The 17,928-nt window shown below is 63.0% G+C and carries 18 protein-coding genes; 7 read left to right on the forward strand and 11 right to left on the reverse strand.

Translation table 11 applies throughout. The features are described 5' to 3' along the window. Nucleotide 1 precedes the first annotated feature (1 nt). Nucleotides 2-832, reverse strand: a complete 831-nt coding sequence (locus AC3CBN_RS09365; RefSeq protein WP_488636530.1) for a kinase — start codon at nucleotides 830-832, stop codon at nucleotides 2-4. A gap of 40 nt (nucleotides 833-872) precedes the next feature. Between AC3CBN_RS09365 and pdxH the strand changes: the two genes are divergently transcribed. Genes pdxH through AC3CBN_RS09380 form a run of 3 tightly spaced genes read left to right on the forward strand, consistent with a single transcriptional unit; the run spans nucleotide 873 to nucleotide 2,773 of the window. After that, nucleotides 873-1,460, forward strand: coding sequence for a pyridoxamine 5'-phosphate oxidase (gene pdxH, locus AC3CBN_RS09370; RefSeq protein WP_488636531.1), 588 nt, complete (start codon nucleotides 873-875; stop codon nucleotides 1,458-1,460). Nucleotides 1,461-1,491: 31 nt separating this feature from the next. After that, nucleotides 1,492-1,929 carry a secondary thiamine-phosphate synthase enzyme YjbQ gene (locus AC3CBN_RS09375; RefSeq protein WP_488636532.1) on the forward strand — a complete coding sequence of 146 codons (438 nt, stop codon included), beginning with the start codon at nucleotides 1,492-1,494 and terminating at the stop codon, nucleotides 1,927-1,929. 4 nt (nucleotides 1,930-1,933) lie between these two features. Continuing rightward, nucleotides 1,934-2,773, forward strand: a complete 840-nt coding sequence (locus AC3CBN_RS09380; protein ID WP_488636533.1) for a cobalamin-binding protein — start codon at nucleotides 1,934-1,936, stop codon at nucleotides 2,771-2,773. A 149-nt stretch (nucleotides 2,774-2,922) separates the two neighbouring features. Here the strand turns inward: AC3CBN_RS09380 and AC3CBN_RS09385 are convergent, their stop codons facing one another. From AC3CBN_RS09385 to proC, 3 genes are all read right to left on the reverse strand, one after another. Then, a complete protein-coding gene (locus AC3CBN_RS09385) occupies nucleotides 2,923-4,977 on the reverse strand; it encodes a M13 family metallopeptidase (RefSeq protein WP_488636534.1) in 2,055 nt (684 codons plus the stop codon). 42 nt (nucleotides 4,978-5,019) lie between these two features. Then, a complete protein-coding gene (locus AC3CBN_RS09390) occupies nucleotides 5,020-5,595 on the reverse strand; it encodes a YggT family protein (RefSeq protein ID WP_488636535.1) in 576 nt (191 codons plus the stop codon). 271 nt (nucleotides 5,596-5,866) lie between these two features. Continuing rightward, complete coding sequence (gene proC / locus AC3CBN_RS09395) at nucleotides 5,867-6,685, reverse strand: pyrroline-5-carboxylate reductase (protein WP_488636536.1); 819 nt, start codon at nucleotides 6,683-6,685, stop codon at nucleotides 5,867-5,869. Between the two features lie 315 nt (nucleotides 6,686-7,000). Between proC and AC3CBN_RS09400 the strand changes: the two genes are divergently transcribed. Continuing rightward, nucleotides 7,001-8,038 carry a type IV pilus twitching motility protein PilT gene (locus tag AC3CBN_RS09400; RefSeq protein ID WP_488636537.1) on the forward strand — a complete coding sequence of 346 codons (1,038 nt, stop codon included), beginning with the start codon at nucleotides 7,001-7,003 and terminating at the stop codon, nucleotides 8,036-8,038. A gap of 39 nt (nucleotides 8,039-8,077) precedes the next feature. Further along, nucleotides 8,078-9,247 (forward strand): PilT/PilU family type 4a pilus ATPase, encoded by a 1,170-nt coding sequence (locus AC3CBN_RS09405; protein ID WP_488636538.1) that lies wholly within the window; start codon nucleotides 8,078-8,080, stop codon nucleotides 9,245-9,247. A gap of 83 nt (nucleotides 9,248-9,330) precedes the next feature. On the opposite strand, the gene AC3CBN_RS09410 is transcribed toward AC3CBN_RS09405, so the two are convergent. Then, on the reverse strand, nucleotides 9,331-9,696 hold the full coding sequence (locus AC3CBN_RS09410) for a BON domain-containing protein (RefSeq protein ID WP_488636539.1): 366 nt from the start codon (nucleotides 9,694-9,696) through the stop codon (nucleotides 9,331-9,333). A gap of 412 nt (nucleotides 9,697-10,108) precedes the next feature. Between AC3CBN_RS09410 and AC3CBN_RS09415 the strand changes: the two genes are divergently transcribed. Together AC3CBN_RS09415 and AC3CBN_RS09420 are read left to right on the forward strand one after the other, a co-directional pair. Next, the gene (locus AC3CBN_RS09415; protein ID WP_488636540.1) at nucleotides 10,109-10,897 is read left to right on the forward strand and encodes a hypothetical protein; all 789 of its coding nucleotides are present in this window, start codon (nucleotides 10,109-10,111) and stop codon (nucleotides 10,895-10,897) included. 64 nt (nucleotides 10,898-10,961) lie between these two features. After that, nucleotides 10,962-11,705 (forward strand): MHYT domain-containing protein, encoded by a 744-nt coding sequence (locus AC3CBN_RS09420; RefSeq protein ID WP_488636541.1) that lies wholly within the window; start codon nucleotides 10,962-10,964, stop codon nucleotides 11,703-11,705. Between the two features lie 80 nt (nucleotides 11,706-11,785). Here the strand turns inward: AC3CBN_RS09420 and AC3CBN_RS09425 are convergent, their stop codons facing one another. From AC3CBN_RS09425 to gshB, 6 genes are all read right to left on the reverse strand, one after another. Continuing rightward, nucleotides 11,786-13,549: a hypothetical protein gene (locus tag AC3CBN_RS09425; protein ID WP_488636542.1), complete on the reverse strand. Its 1,764-nt coding sequence runs from the start codon at nucleotides 13,547-13,549 to the stop codon at nucleotides 11,786-11,788. A 94-nt stretch (nucleotides 13,550-13,643) separates the two neighbouring features. Beyond that, nucleotides 13,644-14,570, reverse strand: a complete 927-nt coding sequence (locus AC3CBN_RS09430; protein ID WP_488636543.1) for an aspartate carbamoyltransferase catalytic subunit — start codon at nucleotides 14,568-14,570, stop codon at nucleotides 13,644-13,646. Between the two features lie 27 nt (nucleotides 14,571-14,597). Beyond that, a complete protein-coding gene (ruvX, locus tag AC3CBN_RS09435; RefSeq protein WP_488636544.1) occupies nucleotides 14,598-15,032 on the reverse strand; it encodes a Holliday junction resolvase RuvX in 435 nt (144 codons plus the stop codon). Next, entirely contained in the window at nucleotides 15,029-15,604 is a 576-nt protein-coding gene (locus AC3CBN_RS09440; RefSeq protein WP_488636545.1) for a YqgE/AlgH family protein, read from the reverse strand. Before AC3CBN_RS09440 ends, ruvX begins: the two co-directional genes overlap by 4 nt. Before the next feature lie 172 nt (nucleotides 15,605-15,776). Next, on the reverse strand, nucleotides 15,777-16,643 hold the full coding sequence (locus tag AC3CBN_RS09445; protein WP_488636546.1) for an energy transducer TonB: 867 nt from the start codon (nucleotides 16,641-16,643) through the stop codon (nucleotides 15,777-15,779). Then, complete coding sequence (gene gshB / locus AC3CBN_RS09450) at nucleotides 16,640-17,617, reverse strand: glutathione synthase (protein ID WP_488636698.1); 978 nt, start codon at nucleotides 17,615-17,617, stop codon at nucleotides 16,640-16,642. Before gshB ends, AC3CBN_RS09445 begins: the two co-directional genes overlap by 4 nt. Nucleotides 17,618-17,928: the final 311 nt, after the last annotated feature.

Raw genomic sequence — 17,928 nt, forward strand, 5'->3', positions numbered from 1 at the left:
CTTAGCTGTGGTTGAGCGCGATGACGTGGCGGCTATCGTCGTATTCGACAGCCGTGTCCGCCAGCTCGGGCAGGGTGGCCAGCGCGTGTCGGCTCAGACGCTCGAAGTGAGCGAGGAAGCGCAGCATCGTTTCGGCATCCATGGCCAGCGGGGCGTGGCGGGCAAGGAGTTCTTCCTCCTGCTCGCTGCGCCACTTGCGCACGATTTCCCAGTTGGGAGCCTGCAGAACGATCAACGCGTCGAGCTTGCGCCATAGCGGCTGGTAGCTCCGCAGTTGCTTGTTGACCCAATGACGCCAGGTGCCGTCGGGGTCTTCCTCGCGCTCCAGCTGGTTGACCGGTTCGTCCAGGGCCGCCTGGATTTGCGGGCGCAGGCCCATGGCCCAGCCTTCCAGAATCACCAGTTTCGGCGGCCGGATCACGCGCGGCCACTTCGAGGGCGGCACACGCGTATCACGCCCTTTGTCGAAGCGCGGATAGCTCACGGACAACTTTTCGGACGCCTGCGGCAATGCCGCCAGTACCGACAGCAGCAGCTCGGTCTCGTGTGTGCCGGGCACGCCGCGGGTGCGCAGCAGAGGATGGATCTGGTGGGCCAGCACCTCGCGTTCGCTACGCGAATAGTAGAAGTCGTCAAGCGACAACACTTCGGTCTGCCAGCCACGGACCTCGGCCTGGGCTTTCATTTCACGGGCGAGCGTGCTCTTGCCGCTGCCCTGCAGGCCTGAAAGCCCTAGCAGGTAAGGGCGACGGGCGCGAGCGATGCGACCGGCATACTGGTCGAGCAGGTGTCCCGCCAGGGTCGAATTCTGCGTGCTAGCATCTGGTGACATTTCGCCATGATGGCGCGCGGCGGCCACGATTCAAGACCCCATGTTGAAACCAGAGATCCTTGACACCTTCTTGCAACTGCTTGACGAGGCCGGAACGGGCGGTGACCCCGAGCCCACGGCCATGAATCTGGCTACGGTCGATGCAGCCGGTCGCGTGAGTTCGCGCATCGTGCTGCTCAAGGGGGCCGACGAGCGCGGCTTCCGTTTCTACAGCAACTACGAAAGCGACAAGGGCGCCCAGCTTGAGGCGCACGCTCAGGTCGCGCTGTGCTTTCACTGGAAGCAGTTGCGCGAAGGCGTGCAGGTGCGCGTGGAAGGTTTGGCACGCAAACTGCTGGCGGAGGAGTCCGACGCCTATTTTGCGACGCGGCCACGCGCCAGCCAGATCGGCGCCTGGGCCTCGTTGCAGTCGCAGACGCTGCCCGATCGCGACTCGTTCGACCAGCGCTTTGCGCGCTACGAGCATGAGTTCGAAGGCCGGGATGTACCGCGCCCGCTGCATTGGGGCGGCTACGTGGTCGAGCCGGATATGGTGGAATTCTGGTACGGCGCCGAGTTCCGGCTGCACGAACGCGTACGCTGGAGCCGCCACGGACAGACCTGGACGAATCGACTGCTCTATCCTTGACGTTACGTCACGCCATTCGGAGGCTTCAAGCATGCGTGCAGCGCCCGCCGATCACGTCGTCCAGAATGGTTTTGTCGTGCATACGCGCGGCCGCGGTTTCACCGAGATCACCGACAAGGTGGGCGAGGTGGTGACCGCGAGCGGCGTGCATACGGGCATGGCCAACATCTTCAGCCTCCATACCAGTTGTTCGCTGCTGATCAGCGAGAACGCTGACGCCACGGTACGTGACGACCTGGAGCGCTGGCTCGCGCGCGCCGTGCCCGATGGCGACAAGATCTTCCGCCATGACGAAGAAGGCCCCGACGACATGCCTGCGCATGTGCGTGCCATCCTTACCGGCGTGAGCCTGGTCGTGCCGGTGCATGCAGGCCGCGCGCAACTGGGAACGTGGCAGGGCATTTTTCTATGGGAACACCGACTTGATCCGCACCAACGCAAGATCACGGTGACCGTGCTGGGACATTGAACGCGTGACCGAACATCGTAGCCATTCCGACCGTTATCCGCAGCGCATCGTCTGTCTCACCGAAGAGCCCACTGAAGTGCTGTATGCGCTGGGTGAGGAACACCGCATCGTCGGCATTTCCGGCTTCACCGTGCGTCCGCCGCGGGCGCGCAAGGAAAAGCCGAAGGTGTCGGCGTTCACCAGCGCGAAGATCGACGAAATCCTCAAGCTGCAGCCGGATTTCGTCATCGGTTTTTCCGATATCCAGGCTGACATCGCGCGCGAGCTGATCAAAGCCGGCGTGGAAGTGTGGATCAGTAATCACCGCAGCGTGGATGGCATCCTGGGGTATATCCGCCGGCTTGGTGCGATGGTGGGCGCAGCCGACAAGGCGGAGGCCTATGCGCAGCAGGTGGAGCAACACATCGCTCAGGTGCAGGCTGCTGCATCGCGCTTGAAGCGTCGCCCGAAGGTGTACTTCGAGGAGTGGGACGAGCCGCTGATCACGGGTATCCGATGGGTAGCCGAAGTGGTACGCATCGCCGGTGGCGATGACGTGTTTCCGCAGATGTCGGGTGAGTCACTCGCGAAGCATCGCATTCTGGCCGATGCGGGTGAGGTGGTGCGGCAGGCGCCTGACATCATCCTCGGCTCGTGGTGCGGCAAGCGCTTTCGCCCCGAGCGCGTGGCCGCGCGTGATGGCTGGGATGCGATCCCGGCGGTTCGCCACGGCGATCTCTACGAGATCAAGTCGCCCATCATCCTGCAGCCGGGACCGGCGGCGTTGCTCGATGGATTGGATGCGATTCACAAGGTGATCGCGGCATGGGCAGCCCGGAGCGAAACTGCTTCCTCTCACCTATAAAGAGAGAATTGCGGGACGCCACCTGAAGGTGGTAAAGGGCGTGGGCTCGCGATAGTGCGTCTACAAAGTTTGCTCTGATGAAACGCTTGAGCAAGATTGACCCCTCACCCCAGCCCTCTCCCCAAAAGGGGAGAGGGAGTAAAGCGCAATCACCAGATCTTCACGCGCTGGTTTTCTGGCCGCCACATCGGCTGTCCCGGCTTCACGCCAAACGCCTCGTAGAATGCCGGCACATTCGACAGTGGACCGTTGACGCGCCACTTGGCCGGTGCGTGCACATCGGCCAGCAGCGAATTGCGCAACCTGGCCTCGCGCTGTTGCGACAGCCAACCCAGCGCATAACCAAGGAAGAAGCGCTGCAGCGGCGTATAGCCGGCGACCTTCTCACCCTTCTGGTACTGCTCGGTCTTCTTGAAGGCATCCAGGCCGATCATGATGCCGCCGAAATCGGCGATGTTCTCGCCCAGGCTGGCCTGGCCATTGATATGCAGGCCAGGCAGCGGTTCGTAGGCATTGAACTGCTTCACCATCACGTCGGCGCGCTGCTTGAAGCGGGTAGCGTCCTGCTTGGTCCACCAGTCGACCAGGTTGCCTGCCGCATCGAACTGGCGACCTTCATCGTCGAAGCCGTGGGTGATTTCGTGGCCGATGGTCGACGCCGCCACATAGCCATACACCACCGCGTCGTCGATCTCGCTGTCGGCAAAGCCCGGGATCATGAACTGCGCCGCCGGCAACACGATCTCGTTGTTGGATGGGTTGTAGTAGGCGTTGTAGGTCTGGGGTGTCATCTCCCATTCGTTACGGTCCACTGGCTTGCCGAACTTCGACAGCATGTCGTTGAAGGCCCAGCGCCGCGCACTCATCATGTTTTGTGCGTAAGAGTTGCGGCCGATGGTCAGCGCGGAATAGTCCTTCCACTTGTCCGGATAGCCTACCTTCCTGGTCACCGCGGCAAGCTTCTCGTGTGCCTTGGCCTTGGTGGCCGGGCTCATCCAGTCGAGCTTGTCGATGCGTTCACCGTAGGCAGTGCGAACGGCCTCGACCATGGTGTTGTAGCGCTGCTTGCTTGCCTCGGTGAAGTAGTCCTTCACATAGATGCGACCCAGGATCATGCCGAGGGCTTCGTTTTCGGCGCGCAGTACGCGCTTCCAGCGTGGTTTCTGCTGTGCCTGGCCAGACAGCGTGCGGCCGTAGAAATCGAAGTGTTCGTCGTCGAGATTCTGGCCCAGATAGCTCGCGTAGCTATCGGCCAGATGCACGCGCAGGTAGTCGCGCAGCACGGGTACCGGCGTCTTGGCCAGCAGAGCTTGCAGCCCACTGAAGAATTCCGGCTGGCCGACGATGACCGTGGGAGCCGTCAGTTTCCAGCTCGTGAGGCGGGCATTCCATGCGATGGCCGGCGTGTATTTCGACGTCAGCTGCGTCGGCGCCATCTTGTTGTAGTTCTTCTCGGGGTCACGCAAGTCGGCGAGCGGTCGCGACACCTTGGCCAGCGCTGTTTCGAATGCCATGACTTGCGTGGCACTGGTTTTCGCGGCGGCGTCATCGGAGCCAAGCAGGCGGAACGTGCGGTGCAGGTGCTCTACGTAGGCCGCGCGGGCCTTGGCCACACCCTGTTCGGTGTTGAAGTAGTAGTCCCGCTCGGGCAGGCCCAGGCCACCCTGGCCCAGGTGCACGGCCATCGCGTCGCTCTGCTTTTCATCCTGCGACACGGCGAAATCGAAGAATACGTCCACACCTAGTGGCTGAAGAGCGAACGCTTCATCGAGTGCGGAGTTCACGTCGTGCACGGCGTCGATGCGCCCCAGTTCGTCCTTCAGCGGCGTCAGTCCGAGACGATCGGCCTGTGCCTGGTCCATCGCCGTGGTCCAGAAATCACCGACCTTCTGTTCGTCGCTACCGGCGGCGGCATTCTTCTTCGCGGTAGCGTCTTCGCTGATCTTGCGCAGCTTGGCGTACAGCTCGTCCTGCACGACCTGGCCGATACCCCATTGCGATTCCTCTGCCGGAATCGGATGACTCTTCAGCCACGCGCCATTGGCAAAGTCGAAGAAGTCGTCACCAGGATTGACGGAGGTATCGATATTGCCCGCTACCACGTCAGGCTTCGGCGCCATGTCGGCGGCAAGGGTCGAGCCCATGCTGGCGGTCAGCGCGAGCGCCAGAAGGCACCGGCGCAGAGAATGCGTAGTCGCTTTCATGCGAAGAAGGTTCCTGTGTGAAATGGAAGAGCTACCGCAGGTTTAGATGCCCAAGGCCAGCCGCGCGCCCAGATCGGACAGTGGCGATACCAGCAACAGGCGGGCGAGGATCAGCACGATCATTACGGCCCATGGCGCGAAGTCCAGCCCGCCCGCCACCAGCTTGCCGCGCAACGGGCGCAGCAACGGATCGACCAGACTGCCGGCCAACCGATAAACCGGGTGGTAGTGCTCGACCTGGAACAGGCTCATCAGCGACCAGACGAAGATCAGCACTACGTAGAACATCGCAATGAAGTCCAGCGTGTCGGCCACCGATAGCAGCAGCAATCCGAGCACATGCGGAAACATGCCGAGAAGGGCAAACAGCACCACGCGCTTGATCAGCATCAGCAGCCACACCAGCAGCAGCGCGGCGAGGTTGATGCGCCGCCAGTTGGGCATCACACGGCGGATCGGTGCAAGGATCGGGTTGGTCGTGCGGTAGACAAACTGGCTCAGCGGATTGTGGAAATCTGCACGGCTGGCTTCGGCCAGCAGTCGCAACACGAATAACGCGGCGGCGGCGCCAAAAGCCAGTTCGATCAGAAAGGAGAGTGCGTTGACGAGATAGCTCACGGCTAGGGATGCTCTGGTCGATTGGATGGGATGTCACTGGCTCTGTCTGCCCGCAGATGCGGGCCGCACCGATGAAGGCAGGCTGGCTGCCTGTCGAATCGGTGCGGCACGGAGCCGTAGGCAGAAAGAGCCGGCCCTTCGGGTGATGTCCAGAAAGCCCGCAGAGTGCGGTGCGCAACTTGCCCAGGCGGCCAGCCTGCGTGGCGCCACGCCGCGCACTCTGCGGGCTTTCTGGACATCATGCCACTCCGCCCAATCGACCAGAGCATCCCTAGTCGTCCAGGGCAGCGGCCAGTTCGCCACCCCGGCGCGTAGCGGCTGCCACGGCACGGGCGACGATCCGGCTGAAATGGTCGGTGGTGAAACTTTCCAGCGCGGCTTGGGTAGTGCCGTTGGGCGAGGTGACTCGCTCGCGCAGCACACCCGGGTCTTCGCCGCTCTCGACCAGCATGCGCCCGGCACCCAGGCAGGTTTGTGCCGCCAGGGCGCGCGCGGTTTCACGCGGCATCCCTTGGGCGAAGGCGGCGTCTTCCAGTGCCTCGACCAGGGCAAAGAAATAGGCGGGGCTGGAGCCGGAGATGGCAGTGACGGTATCCATCAATGACTCGTCCTCGATCCACCGGGTCAGGCCAACGGCGTCGAGGATGTGTTGCGACTGCGCGCGTTGCTCCGCACTCACCCGGCGGTTGGCGCACAACCCGGTGGCGCCGGCGCCAATCAGTGCCGGTGTGTTGGGCATGCAACGTACGATGGGCAGGGCATGGCCAAACCACCGCTCAATCTGGTCGATGCGCACGCCGGCGGCAATGGAAATGAGCAGCGGTCGCTGGCGGGCCAGTACGTCCTTAAGCTCGGCGTGGACGGCTGGCATGATCTGCGGTTTTACGGCGAGCACCAGTACGTCCGCTTCGGCTGCCGCCTGGCGGTTCTCGGCATAGCAAGCCACGCCGAAGTCGCGACCCAGTTCCTGGCGGGTATCGGCCCGCGGCTCGGCCACGGTGATCGAGGAGGCGGCGATACCGGTCTTCAGTAGGCCGCCGATCAGGCTGCGTGCCATGTTGCCGCCACCAATGAATGCAATGCGTGTCATGCAGGTTCCTCACCAAAACCGGCGTTACCTTACCGGAGGCAGGGCTCGCCCGTCCCGTGGCGGAAGTGCCGGCGACACGACCGGCCGCTCGACCCTTCTGCAGACTCTGTCCGCACTTTGGGCAGTAGATCTTAGGAAAGACTGGTGGCCCGGCCCTTGCCGCGAGTAGTATCGGCCCGCTGCATGGGGAATCAGGTCCGGACCGTTTGGGCGGCATGGGCGCGCTTGCGCTGCGATGCCGTTTTCATGGAAACCTCCTCCCGTGCCGCACGCTGCAGCATGCCATCCAGATGATCGGGTTGAGGGGAACGCCAGATGGATATCGCCGAACTGCTTGCCTTCTCGGTGAAGAACAAGGCCTCGGACTTGCACTTGTCCGCCGGCCTGCCGCCGATGATCCGCGTGGATGGCGACGTACGCCGCATCAACATCCCCGCGCTTGAGCACAAGCAGGTGCATTCGCTGATCTACGACATCATGTCGGACAAGCAGCGCCGCGACTACGAAGAATTCCTGGAGGTCGACTTCTCATTCGAGATACCCGGCCTGGCGCGCTTCCGCGTCAACGCGTTCAACCAGAACCGTGGTTCCGGCGCAGTGTTTCGTACCATTCCCTCCGAAGTGCTCACGCTGGAAGATCTCGCCACACCGGGGGTGTTCCGCGAGCTGATTGAGCAGCCACAGGGCCTGATCCTGGTGACCGGCCCGACGGGTTCGGGCAAGTCGACCACGCTGGCGGCGATGGTCGATCACATCAACAAGAACGAATACGGCCACATCCTCACCATCGAGGACCCAATCGAATTCGTGCACACCTCGCAGAAGTGCCTGGTCAACCAGCGCGAAGTGCATCGCGACACGCACGGCTTCAATGAGGCGCTGCGTTCCGCGCTCCGCGAAGACCCGGACTACGTGCTGGTGGGCGAGTTGCGCGACCTGGAAACCATCCGTCTGGCGCTCACCGCCGCGGAAACCGGTCACCTGGTGTTCGGCACCCTGCATACCAGTTCGGCCGCCAAGACCATCGACCGCATCATCGATGTGTTCCCCGCGGGCGAGAAGCCGATGGTTCGCTCGATGCTGTCTGAGTCGCTGCGCGCGGTGATCTCGCAGACGCTGCTGAAGAAGGTGGGCGGCGGCCGTATCGCGGCGCACGAGATCATGGTCGGCATCCCGGCCATCCGTAACCTGATCCGCGAGGACAAGGTGGCGCAGATGTATTCGTCCATCCAGACGGGCCAGCAGTACGGTATGCAGACGCTCGACCAGAACCTGCAGGATCTGGTCAAGCGCGGCCTGGTGACCCGCCAGCAGGCGGCGAGCTATGCGCGTAACAAGGACATCTTCAAATAAGCGGTTGGTCGTCGGTGTTGAATCCAGAGGGTCCGTGCCATGAGTGATTTCGATTTCACCTCGTTCCTGAAGCTGATGGTGCACAAGAAGGCGTCGGACCTTTTCATCACGGCCGGCGTCGCACCTTCCATGAAGGTGCAGGGGCGCATCGTACCGATCACGCAGAGCCCGCTGTCGGTGACGCAGTCGCGCGACATGGTGCTCAACGTGATGACGCCCTCACAGCGCGAGGAGTTCGAAAAAACCCACGAGTGCCAGTTCGCGATCTCCGCGCAGGGCGTGGGGCGCTTCCGTGTCTCGTGCTTCTACCAGCGCAACTGCGTGGGCATGGTGCTGCGCCGGATCGATTCGAAGATCCCCACCATCGAAGAGCTGAGCCTGCCGCCGGTCATCAAGCAGCTGGCCATGACCAAGCGCGGCATCATCATCTTCGTGGGCGGCACCGGCACCGGTAAGTCCACCTCGCTGGCGTCGATGATCGGGTATCGCAACGCCAACTCGACCGGTCACATCATCACCATCGAAGACCCGATCGAATATGTGCACAAGCACGAGGGCTGCATCATCACGCAGCGCGAGTTGGGTATCGACACTGATAGTTGGGAAAACGCGCTGAAGAACACGCTGCGCCAGGCACCCGACGTGATCATGATCGGCGAAGTGCGTACGCGCGAAACGATGGAACACGCGATCAACTTCTCCGAAACCGGTCACTTGTGCCTGTGCACGCTGCACGCGAACAACGCCAACCAGGCGATGGACCGCATCCTGCACTTCTTCCCGGAAGACCGACGCTCGCAGCTGTTCATGGATCTGTCGCTCAACCTCAAGGGTGTGGTGGCGCAGCAGCTCATCCCCACACCCGACGGCAAGGCGCGCCGTGTCGCGGTCGAAGTTCTGCTGGGCACGCCGCTGGTGCAGGACTACATACGCCAAGGCGAGATCCACAAGCTGAAGGAAGTGATGAAGGAATCCACCAACCTCGGCATGAAGACCTTTGACCAGAGCCTGGTGGAGCTCTATCACGCAGGCGAGATCTCCTACGAAGACGCACTGCGTCACGCCGACAGTTCCAACGAAGTGCGCTTGCGCATCAAGCTCGCGCAGGGTGGCGATGCGCACACGCTGTCGCAAGGCCTGGACGGCGTGGAGCTGGAAGAGACGCGCGACTCGCAGAACTTCGGCGGCGGCGGCCTGTTACGGCGCTGACCAAGCTCTGGTCGCAGACAGGAAGAAGGAGCCCCATGGGCTCCTTCTTCGTTTCAGTGCCGCTGATTGCTGCGTGTGAGCGATTACTTGGCGGTGTCGCTGACCGTCAGGCCACTCATGTCGACACTCTTCACGCCCTTCACGTTCTTGGCAACCTGCTCCGCCTTGGTTTTCTCCTTGGCACTGGTTGCGGTGCCGGTCAGGCTTACCACACCGTCCATCGTGGCGACGGAAATGTCGGTGCTCTTGATGCCCTTGGTGGTTGCCAGCTCCGACTTCACTTTGGTGGTAATCCAGGCATCGGCGGTCTTGTCAGGCACCGTCTGGTTCTCTGACTGTTTCTGCATCGCGGCGTCCTGGGCGGCAACCTGTGCGAACGGCATGGCCGAGAAGGCGACCGCGAAACCGGCGGCAATCAGCGTCTTGCGAAACGCGTCGGTAATGCGCATGGGAGATCTCCTGTAGTGGGGAAGCACTGCCTCTGGAGACAGACGACTGCCGCTGTTTGCGACATCCGTGGCACCCATCCAAACAACCTCCACATGAATCGCGGATGGCTGGCGTGCAAACCGATTCAGCGCGCGATTACGCTTGCGAAAACGATGTCACGACGATGTCTTGAAAGTGTTCGCTTCGCTAAGATCGTGTCAATTGTGATGTGCGTCACACGAAACATGATGCTGAGCTAGCTTGCCGAAAGGAAATGGCGTCGACGCCAGGATCCCGGTCTGTTTCGGCCTTGCACATAACGTGATGTGGCCGCATCGCGATGGTCTGAAATCGCTTGTTAAATGGACGGCCATACGGCACATTTCGCGCAGTAAGCACAACGCCTGTGCTGGCTTGATTTCGGGGGGAATCATGGCCGAACTGGAAGTCCGTGTCGTGTCGGTGCGCCGCGAAGGGCTCTTGGTGGAATTGGGTCGTGTCGTCAGCGACTACGGTCACGTGCTCATACGCCAACGATTGGTGCAAGATGCCCAGGGTGCATGTCTCACGATGCTGTTGCGCGGGCCTGCCGAGCATCAGCTCGCGCTGGAAGACGCCTTGGGTACTCATCCGCGTGTGCTCGGCTTCGAGTCTACGCGTGCGCAGTCCACTGAGCCGATTGCCGCACTGGTCGCGGCGACTGCAACTGCGGGAGCCATTACGCCGGAACCTGTCTCTCAGTCAGCGCCGCCGTCAGGGGCAGGGCGGATGCCCAGTGGGGCGGATGTGGCGCGCGTGGAACGCATGCTGCCTAGCCTGGCGAAGGACTATCCACGCATCTTTCCCTGGCTGATCAACCTTGAATACGCCGTGCAGGCCGATGCGCGCGATGCCTCGCTTTACCTCGCGGGGAAACGTACGGGCAACTGGGTTTTCAAGCGGGACTTTTCACTGGGCGCGAAGCTGGCGCTTGCCGATGCCATTCGACGCATCGCATTGCCAGCGTTGCGCGTACTGGTGACGGTCGAGCATCACGAGAACCAGCTGCACATTCGCGGTTGCCCACTCTGCCAGCCAGGCTCGCTTTCGGGTGGCCGCTTCTTCTCGGGTTTCATCGAGGGTCTGCTGGCCGAGTCGGTGGACCCTCATGCGGTTTTCGCGAGCGAAACCAGCTGCCACAGCGAGGGTGCGCCGGTGTGTGTGTTCGAAATATCCCATTGATGGCCGCCGCCTCCGGGCGTCGGTGGTCGTTGGGAGTGATGGCAAAACCAACAGGGGAAAATTCATGCAAGAGATGCATCAGCATTACAACTTCGTGCTGGTCGGCCTGTCCTACGTCGTGTCCGTGCTCGGTTCGTTCACAGCGCTGCAATTTGCGTTGGGCATCCCACTGGCGCAAACGCAGGCACAGCGCTGGGGCGCGGTGCTGGCCGCCGGCACCGCCATGGGCGGCGGCGCCATCTGGACCATGCACTTCATTGCCATGCTTGCCTGCAATATGGGCATACAAGTGACTTACGACGCCGTGTTGACGGCGATTTCCGCACTGCTGGCCATCGTTGCCTGTTCGCTGGGGCTGGCGATCGTCAGCTCAGGCACGTTCCGGATCCTTAATTTGATGTTTGCCGGTGTGCTGATGGGGCTGGGCGTTGCCGGCATGCATTACCTGGGCATGGCGGCGATGCTGACCTCGGCGCAGATTTCCTATGACGGCGGTGTGGTTGCACTTTCGGTGGCGATCGCCATCGTCGCTTCGACGGCCGCGTTGTGGCTGGCCTTCCACCTGCGCGGCAAGCTGCAAATGCTGGGTAGTGCGTTGGTGATGGGTGTGGCGGTGTGCGGCATGCACTACACGGGTATGTCCGCGCTGGAAATGGGTGAGGGCGATATATTGCCGGCGGGCTTCGAGCAAGGCGTCCGCGGCGACAATCTGGGCGTAGTGATTTTTGCCGTGGTGGTCGTGTTGCTGGTATTGGCGCTGGGCTTGAGCATCGTGCGCCAGCAGCGGCGAGCAGCGCTGACAATCTGATTGCCGACGCGGATGCGGGGCAAAAAAAACGGGGCGCCCAGGCGCCCCGTTTTCATGCGGATCCATCGCGACCGAAAGACTTACTTCAACTCGGTCTGGCTGGTGATCACCAGGCCGTTGTTGTCCATGCGCACATCGCCGTTCAACGACTTGATGCGCGCGGCCTGCGCCTGCATCGACTCGAACTGTGCCTTCGAGTGCTCGGCCGATGCCTTGGCCGTAGCCAGGGCATCCGGGTCGTCGGACTGAGCGGAGGCGGTGAGCTCGGCGATGTGTTCGGCCTTCTGCGCCATGGCCTTGACCCAGGCCTGGTACATCTCGCCACTCAGGTGCAGACGGCCGAAATAGCCAGCATCGCCGTTCTGTGCGCCGAGCAGCTCGCCCAGCTTGGCGTCTTCGCCCGGGCCAATGGCGAGTGCGAGCGCCTTGGGCCCCATCGCGGCCCACACGGGAGTGCCCAGTGGTGCGGTGACTTCTGGCGGCAGGGCTACCGGCTTGCCGTCTGTGGTGAGCTTGAGCTGCTGCAGGCCGGAGGCCGCCATCTGGCCCATGGCCAACAATCCGGCGGGGTTGGAGGTGCCGATCAGCACGCGCCCGCTGAACTTGGGCATGCCGTCGGAGCTACCGGCATCAAAGCTGTCCAGCGCCACGCGGGCGCCCAGCAGGTCACCGACTGGCGGCACAGCTGCCTGCTGCGACGTCAGGCCGATCTTGGCGAAGCTCTCGTTGAGGTAGATAAGCGACGGGCAGGTGAATGGCTTGGCTGCCACGGCATCGGCCTGTGAGCTCAAGAACGCGCGCATCTGCACCATCGGCAAAGCGAGACTCACATCAAACGGGGCAGTGCCTTCGACACCCAGGCCCGGCAGTTCCACCTTGAGTCCGGCGAAGGCCTTGGTGATGTCATCGGCCAGTGCCACGTCCCAGCGGATGTTCTGGTGCTTTTCGTCCAGCTTGGTGTAGCCGAAGCTCACCGCTGGCACACGAGCCGCCACGCGGGCCGCTTCGCTTTCGCAGGCAGGGGAGACCTTCAACTGGTTGGCCACCGGCTCGCCGGTTTTGGCGGATTCGGCCTCGGCACGTGCTTTGATGAGGGCGTTGAACATCGGGTCCTTGCCGCTGGCTGCGAGCGGCAGCAGGCGGGTCAGGTCGACCTGGCCGATGGCCCACGGCTGGTAGTCCTTGGTCTTGGCCAGCTTCTCCAGGCGGCCATCGTCCTGCATGTTTTTCGCGGGACGGTCCAGCCCGAACGCCAGGCGCAGCGTAGCCTCGGTGGCATCGGCCGGCAGCATGGCGACAACCGCCTGCTTGCCAACCACGGCCATCACGACCTGGATACCGGCTTCGGCAGAAGCATGCTTGCGATAGTTCAGTCCACCCATCGTGGCGGTGTCGAACGGCTTGCCGTAGGCGGCCTCCAGCCGGCCCACGAAAGCATCGAAAGCTTTGGGATCGACCAGCTCGAAGCGCGCTACCGGCGACAGCCCCAGCCCATAGAACGCCGAACGGCCCTTGATGTTGAGGCCGGCGTTCTGCGCGAACGATTCGATGGTCTTGCCGTCCAGCTCGGCGATGACGGCCTTGAGCAGACGGGAGGCGTCCGGGTCTTTCTCGGCCATGTCGTCGGCGGTCGCACGCAGCTGGGTCAGCTCGGCCGGCAGCTGTGCATCGGCCTGGGTGAGCAGCGCCTTGCGGGTGTCGTCGTCGAGCACGTCGAGGTTGGCCAGCACATAGGGCGTGTCAGCCGGCACGAAAGCGAGGGGAGCGTCCTTGTCCTTGTGATGGCATGCAGCCAGCAGCACGCCGGCGAAGCCCAGCGCAGCAATGCGCGTCGTCGATCGCATGTCTATTCCCTTGAATGAGGTGGTGTCGCGCCGCGCATTATGCCTGCAATCGCGAGATGTCGCGGTGCATCACGACCTGCGCGATAGCGGCAGGCTAGCGCCCCAGGACCTCGGCAAGCACAGCCATGCGCACAAACACCCCATTGCCCACCTGCTCAAGGATGCGCGACTGCGGGCCGTCGGCCACTTCCGAGGCGATTTCTATGCCACGGTTGAGCGGGCCCGGATGCATCACCAGGGCACCCTTGGCCGCCCGCTCCAGACGGCGATTGTCGAGGCCGTAGCGGGCGAAATAGGCCGTCTCGTCGGGTAGGTCGGTAATGGCCATGCGCTCCTTCTGCAGGCGCAGCGTGATGACCACGTCGGCTCCCTCGATGGCGGCGTCGAAGTCGTCGGTGATCACGCATTGCGGGAACTCGGCGGCTTCCGGCATCAGCGCGCGCGGCGAGCACAGGCGCAGCTCCTTCACGCCCATTGCTGTAAGCGCATGGACGTCCGAACGCGCCACGCGCGAGTGCTTCACGTCGCCGCAGATGACCACGGTGAGCTGGCTGAAATCCGGCCGGTGCTGACGAATGGTCAGCACGTCGAGCAGGCCCTGGGTGGGATGCGCACGGTTGCCATCACCGGCGTTGATCACCGACACGCCACTCATGGCATGACGCACCAGCTCTTCTGGCGTACCCGAGACCTTGTGGCGCACCACGATGGCGTCCAGGTGCATCGCTTCGAGCGTGTGGAGGGTGTCGAACAGTGCTTCACCCTTGCTGGTGGAGGAAAAGCTGATATCGAAATTGATCACGTCGGCGCCGAGGCGACGTGCCGCCAGTTCGAACGACGTGCGCGTGCGCGTGGACGGCTCGAAGAAGAGATTGAGAATCGTGCGGCCCCCCAGCAGTTCCAGCTTGCGCGTGCCATGGGCGCAGCCATCTCGCATGGTTTCCGCGCGATCGAGCAGGCGCTCGATGGTTTCGCGAGGCAGGTTTTCCAGCGTGGTGAGGTGGCGCAGGCGTGAGCTCATGGCGGGCAGGTAATCCGTTGGAAGGTGTCAGATGCTGGTGGTCGTCGTGGAGGCCAACCAGCGTTCGAGGATCACGGCAGCAGCTTCGGCATCGATGGTGGCGGCATCGCGGCGTTTCTTCAGTCCAGCCGAGCGCGCCTGGGCAAAGCGCTGGGCCGCTTCTTGCGAGCTGTGGCGTTCGTCGGTCAGTGTCACCGGCAGGCCGTAGCGCTGGCCTAGCTTTTCGGCGAATCGCCGGGCGCCACGACTGGCCGGCTGCTCCTCGCCATCGAGCGTCAATGGCAGGCCGACTACCAGGACATCGGGCAGCCATTCCTGACGCAGTGCGTCGAGCTTTGACCAATCAGGATCACCATCGCGCACCGACACGGCGGCAAGGCCGCGCGCGCTGCCTGTGAAGCGATTGCCAACGGCGACGCCAATCAGGCGGCTGCCATAGTCGAAGCCAAACACACAGCTCATGCGTGGCCCGCGTAGCTGGGCAATTGCAGCGGGTCCACGCCAACTAGGCCCGCGGCGGCGCTCCAGCGCTCTTCGAGCGGGGTGTGAAACACCACGCGCTCGCTGGCTTCGGCGGTGAGCCAGGTGTTGTCCTTCAATTCCTGCTCTAGTTGACCCGCGCTCCAGCCCGCATAACCGAGCACCATCATCGCCAATCGCGGACCCTCGCCATTGGCCATCGCAACCAGAATGTCGCGCGACGTGGTGACCGACCATTCGGCATTGATGCGATAGCTCGACTCCCAATGCCCGGCTTCGCGGTGCAGCACGAAGCCGCGTTCCTGCTGCACCGGACCGCCGATCAGCACCGGCGCATCGGCCAGTTCCAGATCGTTGCAGTCCAGCTTCATCTGGGCCAGTACGTCGCCCAGGCGATATTCGGAAAGCTGATTCACCAACAGCCCCACCGCACCGTCATCGTCATGCTGGCAGATGAAGGCAACGCCACGTGAGAAGGGCGGTTCGGCCAGGCTGGGCATGGCGATCAGGAATTGGCCAGCGAGAGTTTGGGGTTGTGACTGGATTACGGTCATGGGGGCATTGTATGCCCTGCGAGGGCGAAGGAGCCCGCAAAAGAGGCGCAGAAATTGAAAAGCGATACAGGCACCGGCTGACGAATTCACTCCCCGTTTGCACCTCCCTCACGTCCAGGGAAGATCCAGACAACTCGCCGGCATGGCGAGCCGGAATTTATTCCAGCTTCCTCTAGCGACTGCGCAGCACGTCGTTGGGCATGAACTGCCAGGTGCGCGTGATGTTCAGCTCGTCGATGCGGTCCTTGTCCATGGGCAGCGCGGGGAACGGCGCAGCCAGTCGCACGATGCGCTGCGCGGCGGCATCGAGCAATGGCTGGCCCGAGCTTTGCACGACCTCGATGCCCTTCACGGAGCCGTCGCGGTTGAGCGTCACGGTCATCAACACATCGCCGTGGAGGCCACGGCGACGCGCCTCGTTGGGATAGTTGAGATTGCCCACGCGTTCCATCCGGTCAACCCAGCCACGCATGTACGCAGCATAGGCGTACTCCTTGGTGCTGGACGAGATGAATTTTTTCTTGGGGCGCTTGGCGTAATTCTCGATGCTGTTGCGCCGTTCGGCGGCCAGCTGCGCCATTTCCTGGCGCCGCCTGATCTCGGAGGCCGACTCGGGCAGGTCCTGTGGCGTCTGCTCCAGCTTGGCGCTGTCCGTGCTCACGCTGTAGTGGCTGTTGCCGGTGGTGGTAAGCAGCTTGTCGTTGGTGGCTTCCTGCGGTTTTGGGGCGCTGGCCTCGATGGGCTGAGGCGCCACGCCCCGGGTGGGCGTGGGCAATGGTCCGGAGACGGGCTGAGAGGGGCGGGCGGCCTTGTCGTTCTCGCCGCCGCCGCTGTTGTTGGCCTGGGCCAGGAAGTCCGCCTTGTCCGGTGCCTCGCGGTTGGCTACATCCACCAATGTCACATCCAGCGTGGGCAAGCTGGGCTTGGCCTTCACGTAGGTGAAGGTGATGCCGAGCACCAGCACGCCATGCAGCAACAGCGAGAAAAGCATCGTGGCGCCGAACATGTCGGCGCCGGTGCGGACAGCAGGTTGGCTCACGCGGTGCGGTTTCCGATTCTGGTGTGTTCAATGACGTCGAACAGCTGGCCGGTGATATTAAGCCCGAACTGGGCGTCCAGTTCGCGCGCACAGGTCGGCGATGTGACGTTGATCTCGGTGAGGTAGTCACCGATCACATCCAGCCCTACGAACAGCAGACCGCGCCGGCGCAGCTCCGGCGCCACCTGGGAAACAATCCAGCGATCGCGATCGGAAAGCGGCACACCCACGCCGCGACCGCCGGCGGCAAGGTTGCCGCGGAAATCGCTGCCCTGCGGAATGCGCGCCAGCGCGTAGGGCACCGGTTCGCCGTCGATCACCAGGATGCGTTTGTCGCCCTCGGTGATCTGCGGAATGTATTTCTGCGCCATGGTGAACTGGCGATGCTCGCCATGCGACCCAGCGGCGATCAGGGTCTCCAGCATGGAGTTGAGATTGCTGTCGCCGGCGCTCACCCGGAAGATGCCGCGCCCGCCCATGCCGTCCAGCGGCTTGAGCACCACCTCGCCATGGGTCGCCACGAAGGCCCGCAGATCGGCCGTGTCGCGGGAGACCAGGGTGGGCGCCATGCACTGAGGGAAGTGCATCGCAAAGAGCTTCTCGTTGCAGTCGCGCAATGCCTGGGGCCGGTTGACCACGGTCACCCCACCGCGCTCAGCCAGCTCCGCCACCATGGTGTCGTAAACGAACTGCGCGTCCACGGGTGGGTCCTTCCGCATCAGCACCACGTCCATCTCGCGCAGGTCGCGCCAGCGTGGCTCCTCCAGCATGAACCAGCCGGAAGGATCCTCACGCACCGACAGGGGCGCCAGGCGGGCCCAGGGCTCGCCGCTGCGGGCGGCCAGGTCGCCCTGTTCCATGTAGAACAACTGGTGCCCGCGGCGCTGGGCTTCCAGCAGCATGGCGAAGGTGGTGTCCTTGGCGATCTTGATAGAGCCGATGGGATCCATCAGCACGGCGACCGAAAGGGTCATCGTCATTCTCCGGTAGTAGAGCCCGTTCACGATCTCCCCGGTGCTGTCCGGGGAAGAGCGTGGCAGTTTACGTGTTCCTCGGGTCGCATCTGCAGGTGGTTTGGTCGTTTGGTCCCGAATTGGCACAAACCATGCTGTGCATTTGGGTTTGGCCGTCACATGTCCGGAACGTCCACGACCTGCCCCAAGGTCGTGCGCGAACCGCCTGATTCAATGACGTATGACGCTTCACGTGAGAATTCAGCTTGACGTCACGTCAGGCAGGCGGTAAACAGCAACGCAGAGTGCCCGCCGGCTGAAGTGCATGTTGA

This window comes from Dyella sp. OK584 (assembly GCF_057787755.1).